The organism is Peribacillus sp. NPDC101481 (assembly GCF_044767165.1).
Lineage (GTDB): Bacteria > Bacillota > Bacilli > Bacillales > DSM-1321 > Peribacillus.
Window position 1 is genome coordinate 1,572,408 of the sequence record NZ_JBIWNJ010000002.1, and the last position, 14,701, is coordinate 1,587,108.

At 40.1% G+C, this 14,701-nt stretch carries 20 protein-coding genes; 15 read left to right on the forward strand and 5 right to left on the reverse strand.

Features of this window, described 5'->3' with window-relative positions:
• Positions 1-20: 20 nt before the first annotated feature.
• From tenI to ACIROD_RS17555, 5 genes are read left to right on the forward strand one after another with little or no spacing between them, the layout of a single operon-like run.
• Positions 21-632, forward strand: a complete 612-nt coding sequence (tenI, locus tag ACIROD_RS17535; protein ID WP_101221890.1) for a thiazole tautomerase TenI — start codon at positions 21-23, stop codon at positions 630-632.
• A gap of 1 nt (position 633) precedes the next feature.
• Complete coding sequence (gene thiO / locus ACIROD_RS17540) at positions 634-1,758, forward strand: glycine oxidase ThiO (protein ID WP_402942475.1); 1,125 nt, start codon at positions 634-636, stop codon at positions 1,756-1,758.
• A 14-nt stretch (positions 1,759-1,772) separates the two neighbouring features.
• Positions 1,773-1,976, forward strand: coding sequence for a sulfur carrier protein ThiS (gene thiS, locus ACIROD_RS17545; RefSeq protein WP_101221892.1), 204 nt, complete (start codon positions 1,773-1,775; stop codon positions 1,974-1,976).
• 2 nt (positions 1,977-1,978) lie between these two features.
• Positions 1,979-2,746 (forward strand): thiazole synthase, encoded by a 768-nt coding sequence (locus tag ACIROD_RS17550; RefSeq protein ID WP_402942478.1) that lies wholly within the window; start codon positions 1,979-1,981, stop codon positions 2,744-2,746.
• On the forward strand, positions 2,743-3,762 hold the full coding sequence (locus tag ACIROD_RS17555) for a thiazole biosynthesis adenylyltransferase ThiF (RefSeq protein ID WP_402942481.1): 1,020 nt from the start codon (positions 2,743-2,745) through the stop codon (positions 3,760-3,762). Before ACIROD_RS17550 ends, ACIROD_RS17555 begins: the two co-directional genes overlap by 4 nt.
• A gap of 187 nt (positions 3,763-3,949) precedes the next feature.
• Here the strand turns inward: ACIROD_RS17555 and ACIROD_RS17560 are convergent, their stop codons facing one another.
• Entirely contained in the window at positions 3,950-4,093 is a 144-nt protein-coding gene (locus ACIROD_RS17560; protein WP_083450736.1) for a small acid-soluble spore protein P, read from the reverse strand.
• 115 nt (positions 4,094-4,208) lie between these two features.
• Between ACIROD_RS17560 and ACIROD_RS17565 the strand changes: the two genes are divergently transcribed.
• Positions 4,209-4,472: a hypothetical protein gene (locus tag ACIROD_RS17565; protein ID WP_137018480.1), complete on the forward strand. Its 264-nt coding sequence runs from the start codon at positions 4,209-4,211 to the stop codon at positions 4,470-4,472.
• Positions 4,473-4,608: 136 nt separating this feature from the next.
• Here the strand turns inward: ACIROD_RS17565 and sspO are convergent, their stop codons facing one another.
• Positions 4,609-4,761 carry a small acid-soluble spore protein O gene (sspO, locus tag ACIROD_RS17570; RefSeq protein WP_034312428.1) on the reverse strand — a complete coding sequence of 51 codons (153 nt, stop codon included), beginning with the start codon at positions 4,759-4,761 and terminating at the stop codon, positions 4,609-4,611.
• A 385-nt stretch (positions 4,762-5,146) separates the two neighbouring features.
• Here sspO and acnA point away from each other — a divergent pair, with 385 nt between their 5' ends.
• From acnA to ACIROD_RS17605, 7 genes are all read left to right on the forward strand, one after another.
• Positions 5,147-7,858, forward strand: coding sequence for an aconitate hydratase AcnA (acnA, locus tag ACIROD_RS17575; RefSeq protein WP_101221896.1), 2,712 nt, complete (start codon positions 5,147-5,149; stop codon positions 7,856-7,858).
• 206 nt (positions 7,859-8,064) lie between these two features.
• Positions 8,065-8,598, forward strand: coding sequence for a TlpA disulfide reductase family protein (locus ACIROD_RS17580; RefSeq protein WP_101221897.1), 534 nt, complete (start codon positions 8,065-8,067; stop codon positions 8,596-8,598).
• Between the two features lie 782 nt (positions 8,599-9,380).
• Positions 9,381-9,509, forward strand: coding sequence for an FbpB family small basic protein (locus ACIROD_RS17585; protein WP_072272906.1), 129 nt, complete (start codon positions 9,381-9,383; stop codon positions 9,507-9,509).
• Positions 9,510-9,651: 142 nt separating this feature from the next.
• Positions 9,652-9,795 carry an acid-soluble spore protein N gene (locus tag ACIROD_RS17590; RefSeq protein WP_057275900.1) on the forward strand — a complete coding sequence of 48 codons (144 nt, stop codon included), beginning with the start codon at positions 9,652-9,654 and terminating at the stop codon, positions 9,793-9,795.
• A gap of 62 nt (positions 9,796-9,857) precedes the next feature.
• The gene (tlp, locus tag ACIROD_RS17595; protein WP_063593348.1) at positions 9,858-10,103 is read left to right on the forward strand and encodes a small acid-soluble spore protein Tlp; all 246 of its coding nucleotides are present in this window, start codon (positions 9,858-9,860) and stop codon (positions 10,101-10,103) included.
• Between the two features lie 158 nt (positions 10,104-10,261).
• A complete protein-coding gene (locus ACIROD_RS17600) occupies positions 10,262-10,693 on the forward strand; it encodes an acyl-CoA thioesterase (RefSeq protein WP_034312417.1) in 432 nt (143 codons plus the stop codon).
• 25 nt (positions 10,694-10,718) lie between these two features.
• On the forward strand, positions 10,719-11,012 hold the full coding sequence (locus tag ACIROD_RS17605) for a hypothetical protein (RefSeq protein WP_101221898.1): 294 nt from the start codon (positions 10,719-10,721) through the stop codon (positions 11,010-11,012).
• Between the two features lie 36 nt (positions 11,013-11,048).
• On the opposite strand, the gene ACIROD_RS17610 is transcribed toward ACIROD_RS17605, so the two are convergent.
• Complete coding sequence (locus ACIROD_RS17610) at positions 11,049-11,345, reverse strand: HesB/YadR/YfhF family protein (protein ID WP_402942488.1); 297 nt, start codon at positions 11,343-11,345, stop codon at positions 11,049-11,051.
• 91 nt (positions 11,346-11,436) lie between these two features.
• Here ACIROD_RS17610 and ACIROD_RS17615 point away from each other — a divergent pair, with 91 nt between their 5' ends.
• Positions 11,437-11,922: an NUDIX hydrolase gene (locus ACIROD_RS17615; protein ID WP_402942491.1), complete on the forward strand. Its 486-nt coding sequence runs from the start codon at positions 11,437-11,439 to the stop codon at positions 11,920-11,922.
• A gap of 360 nt (positions 11,923-12,282) precedes the next feature.
• On the opposite strand, the gene ACIROD_RS17620 is transcribed toward ACIROD_RS17615, so the two are convergent.
• Positions 12,283-12,432 carry a YycC family protein gene (locus ACIROD_RS17620; RefSeq protein WP_065310839.1) on the reverse strand — a complete coding sequence of 50 codons (150 nt, stop codon included), beginning with the start codon at positions 12,430-12,432 and terminating at the stop codon, positions 12,283-12,285.
• 326 nt (positions 12,433-12,758) lie between these two features.
• Between ACIROD_RS17620 and ACIROD_RS17625 the strand changes: the two genes are divergently transcribed.
• Positions 12,759-14,057, forward strand: a complete 1,299-nt coding sequence (locus tag ACIROD_RS17625) for a protoglobin domain-containing protein (protein ID WP_402942494.1) — start codon at positions 12,759-12,761, stop codon at positions 14,055-14,057.
• 42 nt (positions 14,058-14,099) lie between these two features.
• On the opposite strand, the gene plsY is transcribed toward ACIROD_RS17625, so the two are convergent.
• Positions 14,100-14,687 (reverse strand): glycerol-3-phosphate 1-O-acyltransferase PlsY, encoded by a 588-nt coding sequence (gene plsY / locus ACIROD_RS17630; protein ID WP_230176392.1) that lies wholly within the window; start codon positions 14,685-14,687, stop codon positions 14,100-14,102.
• Positions 14,688-14,701: the final 14 nt, after the last annotated feature.

Genomic DNA, 14,701 nt, shown 5'->3' on the forward strand with positions numbered 1-14,701 from the left:
ACTTGTTAGGAGTCCTTAGTATGAATGCACATGAATTGCATATTATTTCTACTGGGAAACAGCCAATTGAAAAGTTTGTGGAAATCGCTTCAAACATTCAGGAACATGTTGATTTCTTTTATCTAAGGGAAAAGCATATGAGTGCATCGGAACTTTATCGAGCAGTGACCCTGCTACATGATAATAAGATCCCGCTTTCTAAGATCATCATTAATGATCGGGTGGATGTAGCTTGGGTACACAAAGTATTTGGTGTGCAATTGGCTTTTCATAGTTTAGATGCGGGAGTCGTAAAAGGAGCTTTTCCAGGGATGAATGTTGGCTGTTCGATCCATTCCATGGATGAAGCGAATGCCGCATTCAGCAAAGGGGCCGATTACGCGATATATGGACATGTTTTTGAAACGGATTCAAAAATCGGCCTTCCTCCTAGGGGAGTTGAGGAGCTTCATGCAATCTCAAGAAATGTCAATCTTCCGATAATTGCGATAGGCGGAATAACACCTTTCAATTGCCAAATCGTGCTGGATGCGGGGGCACGTGGAATTGCGGTCATGTCAGGGGTTCTTGAAGCTGAAAATCCGATTGAAGCCGTTAAAGAATATGCGAAGTCTTTGGGAAAGGAGACATAAGATGAATTCCATATATGATGCAATCATTGTTGGGGGAGGAGTAATAGGTGGATCCATTGCTTTTCAATTAGCCAAACGAGGTAAAAAGGTCCTTTTATTGGAAAAAGATAGACTTGTTAGCAAAGCATCCAGTGCTGCAGCCGGGATGTTAGGGGCACAAGCCGAGTTGGATGCTGATAACCCGCTTTTTACATTGGCAAGCCGAAGCAGGGGGATGTTTCCTGCACTGGCGGAAGAATTAAAAGACATAAGTGGAATAGACATCGAATTAGTGAACAAGGGCATGTTCAAGGTGGCGCTAACGAATGATCAGGTAGCCGAGTTGAAGAACATGATTAGAGCCCAGCAAGATGCGGGACTTGAGGCTGAATGGCTATCGACTGCCGAAATAAGGAAAACGGAACCGCTTCTTTCGGATGAGATTAAAGGAGCCATGTTCATTCCTAAGGATGGACAAGTTTCAGCCACTAGGCTGTCGCTCGCTTTTACTGAATCTGCCGCTGCCCTTGGTGTAGATATAAAGGAATTTGTTCATGTCTCCGATTTGGTTACTGAAAACGGATGTGTAACGGGAGTGGTGACGAACATAGGTGCATTTTCAAGTGAAAATGTCATCGTGGCAGGTGGGGCTTGGAGTGCTTTCCTCCTTGAAAAATCAGGGATGAAACTCGACAGTTATCCTGTAAAGGGAGAGTGCTTTTCCGTCCTGACCGATCGTCCATTGCTTGAAAAAACGGTCTTCTCGCATGGCTGCTATCTTGTGCCCAAAGTAGGCGGAAGAATCATTGTCGGGGCAACGGTTAAGGCGGGCACTTTCGATCAAAAGGTAAGTCTTGACGGGATTTCTACTTTAATAGAAAGAGCAACGCAATTGCTTCCGGCGATTAAAGGGACCGAATTGGAAAAGACCTGGGCAGGTATACGCCCACAAACTGGGGACGGCTTGCCATACTTTGGTGAACATCCGGCATGCAAAGGACTTTTCATTGCAACGGGGCACTACAGGAATGGCATCCTGCTTTCTCCAATTACAGGTGTACTTATAGCGGATATTTTAGAAGGGAAGACAAATCCCGAATGGTCCGCTTTTCGATTGGATCGTTCGATACAGACCCTTTTTTCTTAATGGAGGTGGATGAATTGGAATTGGTCATTAACGGCGAAAAAATACGGATTCCTGCCGATGAATCAACAGTTACAGGGCTTTTGCAACACTTTAATTTACATCAAAAAGTAGTGATTGTTGAATTGAATGATGAAATATTAGCAAAAGAAAGTTTAAGTGAAACACTTTTGTCAAATGGAGACAAGGTAGAGATTGTACATTTTGTAGGAGGCGGATGATTATGTTAAAGATTGGTTCGTATGAATTTTCTTCAAGATTACTATTAGGTACTGGAAAATATCCAAATTTCGATGTTCAAAAGCAATCAGTAGAGGTTTCGGGGACGGAAATATTAACATTTGCGGTCCGGAGAATGAACATTTTTGAAGCCAGCCAGCCCAATTTTTTAGAAAAGCTAGATTTGAAAAAGTACACACTCCTTCCCAATACAGCAGGAGCTAAAACAGCCAAGGAAGCAGTACGCATAGCCCATCTAGCAAAGGCATCTGGCTTATGTGACATGATTAAGGTAGAAGTCATTGGCTGTCAAAAAACTTTGCTGCCTGATCCGATTGAAACATTGAAAGCTGCTGAAGAATTAGTGAAACTCGGATTCACCGTATTACCTTATACTTCGGATGATGTGTTGCTCGCTAAACGCCTGGAAGAAGTGGGGTGCCATGCAATCATGCCTGGAGCTTCACCAATTGGCTCTGGTCAGGGCATTATAAACCCATTGAACTTACGCTTCATCATGGAACAATCTGAGGTTCCGGTAATTGTTGATGCAGGGATTGGAACTCCCTCCGATGCGGTTATCGCCATGGAATTAGGGGCGGATGGCGTATTGCTTAACACTGCTGTTTCGGGAGCAAAAGACCCCGTCAAAATGTCGAAAGCAATGAAACTTGCCATTGAGGCAGGTCGATTGGGGTATGAAGCAGGAAGAATCGAAAAAAATGATTACGCGATAGCAAGCAGTCCAGTTGAAGGATTGAGCATTGGATGAGTGAACGTTATTCACGTCAAGAACTTTTTGGCCCTATTGGAGCAGAAGGGCAAATGAAAATTCGCAAAAAGCACGTTTTGGTGATTGGAGCGGGTGCTCTCGGTACGGGAACTGCGGAAGGTCTTGTACGAGCCGGAATTGGGAAACTCACCATTGTTGACAGGGATTATGTAGAGTGGAGCAACCTTCAAAGACAACAGCTTTATTGTGAAGAAGATGCACAAAAAAGAATACCGAAAGCAGTGGCAGCAAAGAATCGTTTGCAAGCGCTAAATTCGGACGTTATCGTAACTTCATTTGTGGCAGATGTTTCGGTTGATGAATTGGCGAAGCTGGTTGAAGGCGTGGATTTAATATTGGATGCCACCGATAATTTCGACACCAGGATGCTTATCAACGATACTGCGCAAAAATATAAAATACCGTGGATTTACGGTGCCTGTGTAGGAAGTTATGGGATAAGTTACACGGTGATTCCGGAGGCGACCCCATGTTTGAATTGTTTGCTGGAAACGGTTCCGATGGGAGGTCTGACATGTGATACGGCGGGAATCATCAGCCCTGCTGTTCAAACGGTCGTTGCTCATCAAATGGCGGAAGCTTTAAAAATCCTTGTCGAAGATCATGCATCGCTAAGAAACAAAATCGTTTCATTTGATCTTTGGAAAAATGAACATTCATCCATAAATGTAGCGCAATTAAAAAAAGATACTTGTTTGTCCTGCGGGTCAAATCGAACGTATCCCCACCTCTCTTATTCAAATCGAACAAAGACAGCCGTTTTATGCGGAAGGGATTCTGTCCAGATTCGGCCGGCAATCAAGCTTGAACGAGACTTGGCGGAACTCGAAGAATATCTTCTCGCACAAGGTGGTAAGATCGTCAGGAATCCTTATTTACTTTCATTTACTATCGGAACCCATCGGTTAGTCGTTTTTAAAGACGGACGGGCGTTGATTCATGGAACAAAAGATATTGCAGAGGCAAAAACATTATATCATCGTTATTTTGGCTGAAATGGATTGGCACGGACTTGAAATTCACGTTTAAACCGTGAAAGAGTGCCCAAAAAAGACGCCCTTATAATAGGAAGGTATCGAACATTTTCAATGTGATTTATTTGCTGCACAAATATAAAACGAAAGCGGTGTCTGCCTTTTGGGGCGGCACCGCTTTTCGTTATGGAACGATTATTTAAGCAGCTTACATATCATGACTGCTATTATGCTTCTGACGGGAATGCTGTCTGTTTTTCACCTTATGAGAACCGCTTAACGGTGCAGGTTGACCTGGATTATTTCCTTTAGGAGCATTTTTTCGAATATCTTTACCATCGTTTTTGTTCATGTTCGATCCCTCCTATCTCTTAAGATAATCAGTCCGTGAAATTTTATTCACATACATATATTTGCAAACCTCGTACATGCTATTGATGGACACTATAATTAAGGAGCTGAACCAAATGCAGGATAAACAAGATAAGCGAAGGGCTTTCCAGGAAGCCCAGCAAAGTTATCAGCAAGTATTTGATGTATACTCATCCATTGAGAAGAACGCACCGAATTACGGAACGGAATTGAAACATGTGAAGCAGGAAGTGAACGAGGCCTATCAGCAAATACAATCAGCTTTAGTCACCGCTTCCGAACATCAGAAAGAACAATTGAGGAAATTCGAACAGGATATTCAGTCAATCGTCAATGAGGTGAATTCTGAGGACTATTGAGTGACAGGTTCTATCGTCTTTTGTGCGTTTTACTTTTGCGTTTCCTGATTTTAGAATGGAATAGGCTTTTTGAAAAATGCAGTACAACTGCCATTTCAAAAAGCCTATCCTGTTTAAAGCCTAGAAATGAGGGAAATCATTGGTTTTTCTTTCTTTTTTTATTGTTTTGCCTTTGCATTTCCGATAATGGCGGTTCATTTCCCAATTCATCATTGTATCCAGCCCCATTACCTTGCGCTTTTGCAGCATTCATACCCGGTATAACATGATTTGCCTTTTGTTTTGTCATTTCGACACCTCCACCCATAGAATGCGATAATGTCGAATGATTATGTATGAAGTACTAATATGTTTTGTTGGAATAATTTATCAGCCCATAAATAAGGGTATTTTCAATAAAACTCATATCAGCATCGCTTCCTAAATGCACTTTAATATGTGGGGGATTTTTTTCTATAAGAGAAACTTATCAAAAACAATAACTTTCTTGTTATTTACTTATACTCATTTCTATATTAGTATTAAGTTGAAGGAAGAGTTAGGGTGGGAGAAGAGAGAGAAAATTCGACAAACTAACTTTTTTACTTATATTTATAGTAAACATGGTTTCAGTGAACCAGGTTTTACTTTTATGTGCAGAATACGTTCTGACAGTTTAATAGGGGGTAATATTCATGACGAAAAATGACGTATACCAAGCGCGTAAGTCCTTTGAAATTGAAGGGAAACGCTACAACTACTACAGCCTAGACGCTATTGAAAAAGCAGGGGACGGCCAAGTATCTCGCCTTCCATATTCCATTAAAGTGTTACTTGAAGCAGTACTTCGCCAAGTAGACGGAAGAGTAATCACAAAAGAACATGTTGCGAACCTTGCTAAATGGGGAACAAGCGAGCAACAAGATATAGATGTTCCTTTCAAACCATCTCGTGTTATCCTACAAGATTTCACTGGTGTTCCAGTTGTTGTTGATTTAGCTTCTCTACGTAATGCATTCGCTGCACTTGGTGGAGATCCTGACAAAATCAACCCGGAAATTCCAGTTGACCTTGTAATTGACCACTCTGTACAAGTTGATAAAGCAGGTACAATCGATTCCCTTGATGCCAATATGGATCTTGAATTCGAACGTAATGCAGAGCGTTACCAGTTCCTAAGCTGGGCTCAAAAATCATTCAATAACTACCGTGCGGTTCCACCAGCAACTGGTATCGTTCACCAAGTTAACCTTGAGTACCTTGCGAACGTAGTGCATGCAGTTGAAACTCCAAACGGCGATTTTGAAGTATTCCCTGACTCTGTATTCGGTACAGATTCTCATACTACAATGATCAACGGTATTGGTGTTCTTGGTTGGGGCGTCGGCGGTATCGAAGCAGAAGCAGGCATGCTTGGACAGCCTTCATACTTCCCAGTACCTAAAGTAGTCGGTGTAAAACTGACTGGTCAACTTCCTAAAGGAACAACAGCTACTGACCTTGCATTGAAAGTGACTCAAGTTCTTCGTGCACACGGCGTAGTTGGTAAGTTTGTTGAGTTCTACGGTCCTGGAGTAGGATACCTTCCACTTGCTGACCGTGCAACAATCGCTAACATGGCTCCTGAATATGGTGCTACAGTTGGTTTCTTCCCTGTCGATGCAGAAGCGATCGATTACATGCGTTTAACAGGCCGTGATGAAAAACAAATTAAAGTGGTTGAATCTTACTGCAAAGAAAATGGATTGTTCTACTCTCCTGAAAACGAAGATCCAGCATACAATGATGTTGTGGAAATCGACCTTTCAGCAATTGAACCAAACCTTTCAGGCCCTAAACGCCCGCAAGATTTGATTCCACTTTCTCAAATGAAACAATCTTTCCATGATGCTATCAATGCACCTATGGGTAACCAAGGTTTCGGCATGGACAATTCTGAATTGGATAAAGAAGTAACTGTTAAATTTGCCGATGGTAAAGAAACGGTAATGAAAACAGGTGCGATCGCAATTGCTGCAATCACAAGCTGTACAAATACTTCTAACCCATACGTAATGCTTGGGGCAGGTCTTATTGCTAAAAAAGCAGTTGAAAAAGGCTTGACTGTTCCGGATTATGTAAAAACATCATTGGCACCAGGTTCTAAAGTTGTTACTGGTTACCTTCGTGATGCAGGTCTTCAACCATACCTTGATCAATTAGGATTCAACGTAGTTGGTTACGGCTGTACAACATGTATCGGTAACTCAGGTCCATTGGCTGATGAAATCGAAGCAGCTGTTGCTGAAGCAGATCTATTAGTAACTTCAGTACTTTCTGGTAACCGTAACTTTGAAGGTCGTATTCACCCACTTGTAAAAGCAAACTATCTTGCTTCACCTACTTTGGTTGTAGCTTATGCTCTTGCTGGAACTGTGGACTTCGATCTTAACAATGATTCCCTTGGTAAAGACAAAGATGGTAACGATGTATATCTTGCTGATATCTGGCCATCACAAGAAGAAGTTAACGCTGCTGTTAAAGCAACAGTTACACCGGAATTATTCCGTAAAGAATACGAAACAGTATTCAACGATAACAAACGTTGGAATGAAATCCAAACAAGCAACGAAGCGATTTATGCTTTCGATTCTAAATCAACATACATTCAAAATCCTCCATTCTTTGAAGGATTATCACCAGAACCAGGTTCCGTTAACCCGCTTTCCGGCTTGCGCGTAGTAGGTAAATTCGGTGACTCAGTAACAACTGACCACATTTCACCTGCAGGTGCAATCGGTAAAGATACACCAGCTGGTATTTACCTTCGTGAAAACGGAGTGAAACCACGTGACTTTAACTCTTACGGTTCTCGTCGTGGTAATCATGAAGCAATGATGCGCGGAACATTCGCTAACATTCGTATCCGTAACCAAGTTGCTCCAGGTACAGAAGGTGGTTTCACTACTTACTGGCCAACTGGCGACGTAATGGCTATCTATGATGCTTGTATGAAATACAAAGCTGATGGAACAGGTCTTGCTGTAATTGCTGGTAAAGACTATGGTATGGGAAGCTCTCGTGACTGGGCTGCAAAAGGTACTAACCTTCTTGGCATCAAAACAGTTATCGCTGAAAGCTTCGAACGTATTCACCGTTCTAACCTTGCGTTAATGGGTGTTCTTCCTCTTCAATTCAAAGAAGGCGAAAACGCTGAAACACTAGGATTGACTGGTAAAGAAGCGATTGCAGTTAAAATCGACGAAACAGTTAAACCACGTGATATCGTAACAGTTACAGCTACTGATGAAGCTGGAAACGTAAAAGAATTTGATGTACTTGTTCGTTTCGATTCCGAAATCGAAATCGACTACTACCGTCACGGTGGTATCCTTCAAATGGTATTACGTAATAAATTAAAAGGCTAATTTCAGCTTTTAGGAAGCGGTAAACCTACTTATCAGGTTTACCGCTTTTTTTGTGTCAAGTTTATGAAACAATGTGATATCATGTTATGATTTAAAGGAATTGCACTTTTCCGGAGGTCCTTTTATTGTTAAGATGGAATAGGGAAGTTGTTCTATTTCTGGAAATGGACTAATATTTTTATTGTAATGGGACTAGGGGGACGAGTATGCTTAAAAAAATTATTGCTTCGGTGGCCTTACTATCACTTATTACTGTAGCGATTGTGCAGGCGATGGATAATGACTCAAAGGAAAATAACGAAAAAGATGCTTTGGGCGGATTGAAAATTGGAGCTAAAGCACCGAATTTCTCCCTGAAAACTTTGGATGGGAAACAAGTTGAATTATCGGATTATAAGGGCAAAAAGGTAATGCTGAATTTTTGGGCAACGTGGTGTCCGCCTTGCAAGAAGGAAATGCCGGATATGGAGAAATATACACAGCAAGCGGGTGATGATGTCGTCGTACTTGCCGTCAATATTGACCCTGAAAATGATGTACAAGCATTTGTAGAGGATAATGGAATTACTTTTACCATACCGCTGGACAGTCAAAGTGCCAAAAATCCAGTGAATGAGCGCTACAAGATTCTTAGCATACCGACAACGTACTTCATCGACAAACAAGGCATCATCAGGAATAAGGTAATTTCAGCCATGCAATTAAAAGATATGGAACGAAATATAAATAGTATGCAGTAGGGGAACTTTATGAAGTTCCAATAGTATTGAAGGAATTAGCGAAACTCGGTGCCCAAACCCGGCTAGATGCATGGGGCTAGGAGACTTGGCGGCAGTCGGAGGGAAAATTACAAACTGAAACGGAACCTATAAAGGTTCTGTTTCAGTTTGTAGACAAGAGGGGGGCGGAATTAAAAAATTCCGAACCCTTTTGTCAATGGCAGCCTCCATTTTACGTGGCACCAGTTGGTATAAAAGTAATCATTTCCAGTTCGATCTCGCTGAATAGAATCATGTTTAGAAAGTATCCTCATCACCTCAAGTTTTATTAATTCTATTTTAAGGCAGTGAAGACTTTAGGCAAAAGGGTTCTATCTAATAGTTAAAACAAAGTTGATTGGAACGGAAGGTACGAGACTCCTGCGGGAAAAGCGAGTCCAGGACCGCCCCGGAAAGCGAGTGCCTGGAGAGGAAATCAACGTACATTGTACAAACCAAAAAAACTGTAGACAACCTCGATTTTCATCGAGGTTAGTCTACATTCTGAAGGAACCCTTATGAAGTTCTGTTTTATTATTTGTTAACAAAGTTGTCAAACTTTAATGAAAAAATCAAAAAATTTAAAAAATTATGGTTAATGTTCATGAAAAAAGGGTTAAAGTATAGAGAGCGGATAAATGGAATTTTAATCAGGTTAAAAATCTGATAATTATGACAATTAAAGGGATGTAAACCATATAGTCATAATTTTACGTTAATTTGGCAATACTGAAAATTATATTAAAAATAAGTAGGTGAAAAGTATGAAGAAAAGAAAAAGGACATTTGAAGAATTAATTAAAGAAAATAAAAGGGAATTATTGATGGACGTTAAGCAAATGGAAAGACTTGAGGAACGTCTTGAAAAAAAACATATGCAAAAGGCTGAATAGGTTTATGCTTAAAAAGAGCCAGTGCCATGAAGGTCCCTTCAAGGTGCTGGCTCTTTTTTCATGGCTTTTTCAAAAACTGGCATTCATGAATTTCCTCTTTTTTATCCATGATAAGAGAAGGATAAGAGAAGGAGGCGATAAAATGGGTAATCCAAAAAAAGATTCCAAACACTTTAGACCGAGCCATCTAGGGACACAACCAATAGCAGCAGGTGGGAATAACGGTAAGAAAATGCAGGACAAATCCGGGAAACATCCTCAGGTCATTCAAACTAAAGGCGAGTAATCAAGGCTTAATAAAGTAATCGTAATAATATTATGTAAATAAAAAAACATGAGGTGAAATTAATGGGCACAAATAAGAACAATCCGGATAATCGTTTGGATAATGTTGAAAAAATTCAAGATGCAATAGAAAATACGGAAGAGAACATAATCGCTGCAAATGAAACGTTATCATTCTCTTCAGGGGAGGAAAAACAGGCAATTCAGGCTAAAAATGAACGAAGAAGAAAGAGCATTGATGGAATGAAGGAAGAAATGCAAGATGAGCAGGAAGCTCGGGAAAGCGGTTATAGTAACGATAATATGTAAATAACTAGGTAAAGGGGAGAAAGAGGCAAGAAATCTTTCTCCTCTTTTATTTAGGTTCATTGAAGGGAAGCAGTCCAGATTAAGACAGCTTAAATGAATTTTGCACAATTGTTATGGTAAAATGTTTATTGCAATAGAAATGAAAGTGGGGAAACAAAATGTTCATAGCTGAAAACGAAATTGAAGTGCGGTATGCAGAGACAGATCAAATGGGTGTTGTTTACCATGCGAATTATTTAATATGGATGGAACTAGGCAGGACAAAATTGATAAATGATTTAGGGTTTTATTATGCTGATATGGAAGCGGATGGCATCCTCTCACCTGTTATGGATATTCAGGCTTCGTATAAAACCCCTGTTAGATATGGTGATAAGGTAAAAATTAAAACCTGGATTGAAAAATATGACGGCTTGCGGGTCGTTTATGGGTATGAGATCGTTAATGGGAAAAATGAAGTAGCGGCTACAGGTCATTCTTCCCACGTTTGCGTTAAAAAGGAGAGCTTCCGCCCGATATCCATTAAACGCATGTATCCTGAATGGCATGAGGCCTATGAGAAAAATAAAAAGCAGGATGAATTGGTTTAATTATAATTATTGAGGTGATCAAAAGATGGCTTTTGGGATTAAACGGGTAGACGTAGTAGCCTGGAAGCAGAAAATCGATCAAGGCCAAATTGCTTTTTTAACTCATTATTGGCTGGATGACCGATTTCCCGGTTGCAAGACGGTTACAAAAGTGGGATGCAAAGATTTACGGCGTTTATCGGAGTGGGGTAAGCAATACGGGCTTAAAAAAGAGTGGATTCATCACAGGAAGGATGGCTATTCACATTTCGATCTTTTAGGAGAAAAGCAAGCGGAAATTCTTAGAGCGGAAGATATTAAAGAGCGTCTGCTCGATTGAACAAGAAAAAACAGCGGTTACACCGCTGCTTTATTGTCAAGCACTCTTTTCATAGTGAAATTCTGGTTCAGTCAGTTTTTCATTAAAAGTAATAAGTAAATCGTGACCATCAAAGTACCATAAATCCTTTTCTTCTACATAAAAATTAATCTCATTCAAAGTTGTTGCGGCTGCTGCAGTTTCAGGTTCTTCCTGCATGATACCTAATGAAAAGCCGCTTTGGACGGTACTATGCCCGCCATATCTTACATAAAAGCGTAAATGAGAGCCTTCTTGAAGCCCCAGCTCATCAATATACCACTTTGCTGCTTGATCGGAAATGGTCAGTTTCATACTCATTCTCCTTCCTAGAGGTTCGTTATTTAAGTATAAAGTAATTATGAAGTAGATGCGAATAATGTGCGTTCAAGAAAGGATTTAACCCATGGATATTATCTATAATATTTGTTTCATAACTCGAAAAAAATTCAACGAAGTCGAAGTGTTGATGCTATTTCGCCAAAAGAATCCCAATAAGCATAAATGGAATGGCATAGGCGGGAAGATAGAACAAGGTGAAACCATCGATGAATCGATGGAACGCGAAATTTTTGAAGAAACTGGATTGAAAGTAAGGGGGATGGTCTTTCGAGGAATCGTGACATGGAATCAAACGGGTGGAATGTATGTTTACAGAGCTGAAGATGCAGGGGGCGGGCTATCTGCCTGTGATGAAGGGGAACTTGCCTGGAAGCCATATCAATGGGTTATGGAGGCAATTGATGTTGTGTCCAACATAAAGTATTACCTAAAAGATATATTGCAGGATGAACCACCACAAGAATTCGTCTGTACCTATGAAAATGAACAATTAATATCAGTCAAGAAAAAGCCTTTGCCTGATTGGGCAAAAGAATTGACTTTCAATTAAAAACCGCCTATGTGCGGTTTTTTTGCTTTTTTTATTGATTCCTAAGCTAAATATCACACAGAATAGCAGAAGAATATTAGTGATTTTGGTATTTTTTAGCAAGGTTCTGAAATTATTTATTGTGAGGATTTACGGAAAACGAGATGTTAAAAGGGAGTACGAGGTGCTATTGTCATTATTGGCAAAAGGATATTTATGGGTATGAGATCATCCAGCGCAGTCGGTTAAGTGGGGATTATTTACAATATAAAGAAGGCATGTTATATGCCGATTTATAAGGCAAGAGTATTTAATTAGTTACTGGCTGGATTCCATAGATGACTGAAAAGGAAATACAAAAATAGCTGCAGATTCCTGCAGCTATTTTGTATTTCCTTTTTCTTTTGCTTCAGCCTCGGCAAGCTTTCTCAGCAAAACGGGTGTAGGCATATGCATGATTTGCTCTAAAGGTAAGTTTAGTGACTTGGATAACTTTAATGCGGTTTCCGGTGATATTTGCAATGGCTTCATGGCACTTTCTCCTATCGTATATAATAGCTAGTTCCAGTGTAGCCTCTGTTCTTCAATTATTCAATCCTTACTTGACCATTTATCCATTAAACGAAAACCATACTATTGATTTGATGGGAAATTAATGTAAAAGCATGTTAGGACTTTTTACCTTGACAAAAGACTTGAAATGAGGCCAAAATAAAATGCATATAGTCTAAATGGATTATTATTTTTATGTGAATTTGGTTCACTTTAAACGTTATGGATATAAAGACCTGTGTAGTATTGGGTAGAATATCTTGGATCCGCTTTATCGTGAATTACAAAATCAGGGGGAGTGGGATATGGGGATCTTCATAAAAGCGAAGCAGGAAAAAGCAATCTGGTTTCAAAAAGCAAAAGAAACAGAGGGCATATTGGATGTAAGCAGTGAACAGGTGAAAATGCAGGTGACTATCATCGATTTAACGGAATTCGATTTAAAGCTGATACATGCCTTTAGAGAGGCAATCGAGCCCCAGGTAGAGGGAGTTGTTGATGCCTTTTATCAAACGATTCTGCAGGTTCCTGAATTGAAAGGGATAATCACTGAACACAGCACGGTGGGAAAATTGAGGAAAACGTTAATTACCCATATGCTATCTTTATTCAATGGTTTGATTGACGATGATTTTGTTAAATTGCGGACAAAGGTGGCGAAGACTCATTATCGTATTGGCTTACAGCCCCGGTGGTATTCATCCGGTTTTCAAAATGTACAGAATCACTTTCAAAGAATTGTCTTTGAACAAACCAAGAATGAAGATGAGCAGCGGGCATTAATATCAGCGATAGGAAAGATACTAAATCTCGAACAGCAATTAGTCCTTGAGGCATATGAAGTTGAACATTTAAAAGCTAGGGAAAATCAATATAAAGAAATAAAAGAGGAAGTAAAAAGGAAAATCTCGTTAGTTAGTGAAGAAGTCTTGTATTTAAGTGAAGAAACGGATGCTTCCGTTAAGCAATTGATAGAAAACGGGCAATTTGTCAAAATGCAGATCGCAACGCGCGCTGATCAATCACTTCGTTCGAAAACAATGGCTGAAGAGGGGCAGAAGCGCATGCAGATCTTAACGGAAAAGATACAAAACCTTGTTAATTTCATGAAAAATGTTGATGAAAAGATCATTTTATTAAACCAATCTTTCTTAAGCATCACCGAGTTTGTTAAGCTTGTACAGGGAATGGCCGACCAGACAAATTTACTATCATTGAACTCAGCCATCGAGGCAGCACGGGCAGGTGAACATGGTAATGGATTTGCGGTTGTTTCGAATGAGGTCAGGAAACTTGCTGAACAGACTAAGAAGTCGATAGCTGAAATAGATGCAATCGTGCAAACATCAAATGAATATATGAAGGATGTTGTTGATTCTGTCCTAAGGGTCAAGGAAGTAGTTCAAGCAGGCGAGAAAGAATCTGAATTGACGGAAAATTCCTTCAATGAAATAATCGGAGTCATCAACGGGAATATAGCGGATTCTGCAGAAATGGAAATGACAATTAAGGAATTAGTGTCAATCATCCAGGAAATAGGAAACGCTACTGAAAAAGTTTCGAGGCATGCCGATATCCTGAATAACACGGCAAATGAATTGTAGAATGGAAAATAGGCCCATGCATACGGGCCTATTTTTACATGTTTATAACCATTTTACTTTAGGTTCAGTTTTATCGATAATCCGCTTGATGTTTGCGCGATGCCGGTAAAAAATGAAGATCGTTATTATACTGATTACAATAATGAGCGCCAAATCATCAATATGAAAAACTAAACTGTAGATGAGAGCAAGTAGACAAGCAATCATGGATGAAAGCGAGACATATTTGGATATGTATAAGGATATAAAGAAAATGATGACGGCAAAGACAAAAAACCATGGTTCATAAGCAAGAATGACACCAGCAGAAGTAGCCACCGCTTTTCCGCCCCGAAAGTTTGCGAAAATGGGAAACATATGACCGACTACCGCAATAACTCCGGCTAGCAATAAATGCATGTCCACGCCTAGCATATACGGAAGAAAAGTTGCCAGGGTACCCTTAAGTATATCCATGATAGTAACGGTAAGCCCTGCCTTGACACCAAGTGTCCTGAAGGTATTTGTCCCGCCTAGATTCTTACTGCCATGCTCCCGGATGTCGATTTTGTAGAAAGCTTTACCGATTATTAAACCGGAAGGAATCGAACCGATCAGGTAGGCAGCCAGTATAGTGATAAATGTAAGCATTCTATTACCCTTTC

Bases quoted from the DNA above. Each gene is read 5' to 3' on its own strand.
- tenI (WP_101221890.1), top strand. From the start codon at position 21: ATGAATGCACATGAATTGCATATTATTTCTACTGGGAAACAGCCAATT.
- thiO (WP_402942475.1), top strand. From the start codon at position 634: ATGAATTCCATATATGATGCAATCATTGTTGGGGGAGGAGTAATAGGT.
- ACIROD_RS17550 (WP_402942478.1), top strand. From the start codon at position 1,979: ATGTTAAAGATTGGTTCGTATGAATTTTCTTCAAGATTACTATTAGGT.
- ACIROD_RS17555 (WP_402942481.1), top strand. From the start codon at position 2,743: ATGAGTGAACGTTATTCACGTCAAGAACTTTTTGGCCCTATTGGAGCA.
- ACIROD_RS17560 (WP_083450736.1), bottom strand. From the start codon at position 4,093: ATGAACAAAAACGATGGTAAAGATATTCGAAAAAATGCTCCTAAAGGA.
- ACIROD_RS17565 (WP_137018480.1), top strand. From the start codon at position 4,209: ATGCAGGATAAACAAGATAAGCGAAGGGCTTTCCAGGAAGCCCAGCAA.
- sspO (WP_034312428.1), bottom strand. From the start codon at position 4,761: ATGACAAAACAAAAGGCAAATCATGTTATACCGGGTATGAATGCTGCA.
- acnA (WP_101221896.1), top strand. From the start codon at position 5,147: ATGACGAAAAATGACGTATACCAAGCGCGTAAGTCCTTTGAAATTGAA.
- ACIROD_RS17580 (WP_101221897.1), top strand. From the start codon at position 8,065: ATGCTTAAAAAAATTATTGCTTCGGTGGCCTTACTATCACTTATTACT.
- ACIROD_RS17585 (WP_072272906.1), top strand. From the start codon at position 9,381: ATGAAGAAAAGAAAAAGGACATTTGAAGAATTAATTAAAGAAAATAAA.
- ACIROD_RS17590 (WP_057275900.1), top strand. From the start codon at position 9,652: ATGGGTAATCCAAAAAAAGATTCCAAACACTTTAGACCGAGCCATCTA.
- tlp (WP_063593348.1), top strand. From the start codon at position 9,858: ATGGGCACAAATAAGAACAATCCGGATAATCGTTTGGATAATGTTGAA.
- ACIROD_RS17600 (WP_034312417.1), top strand. From the start codon at position 10,262: ATGTTCATAGCTGAAAACGAAATTGAAGTGCGGTATGCAGAGACAGAT.
- ACIROD_RS17605 (WP_101221898.1), top strand. From the start codon at position 10,719: ATGGCTTTTGGGATTAAACGGGTAGACGTAGTAGCCTGGAAGCAGAAA.
- ACIROD_RS17610 (WP_402942488.1), bottom strand. From the start codon at position 11,345: ATGAAACTGACCATTTCCGATCAAGCAGCAAAGTGGTATATTGATGAG.
- ACIROD_RS17615 (WP_402942491.1), top strand. From the start codon at position 11,437: ATGGATATTATCTATAATATTTGTTTCATAACTCGAAAAAAATTCAAC.
- ACIROD_RS17620 (WP_065310839.1), bottom strand. From the start codon at position 12,432: ATGAAGCCATTGCAAATATCACCGGAAACCGCATTAAAGTTATCCAAG.
- ACIROD_RS17625 (WP_402942494.1), top strand. From the start codon at position 12,759: ATGGGGATCTTCATAAAAGCGAAGCAGGAAAAAGCAATCTGGTTTCAA.
- plsY (WP_230176392.1), bottom strand. From the start codon at position 14,687: ATGCTTACATTTATCACTATACTGGCTGCCTACCTGATCGGTTCGATT.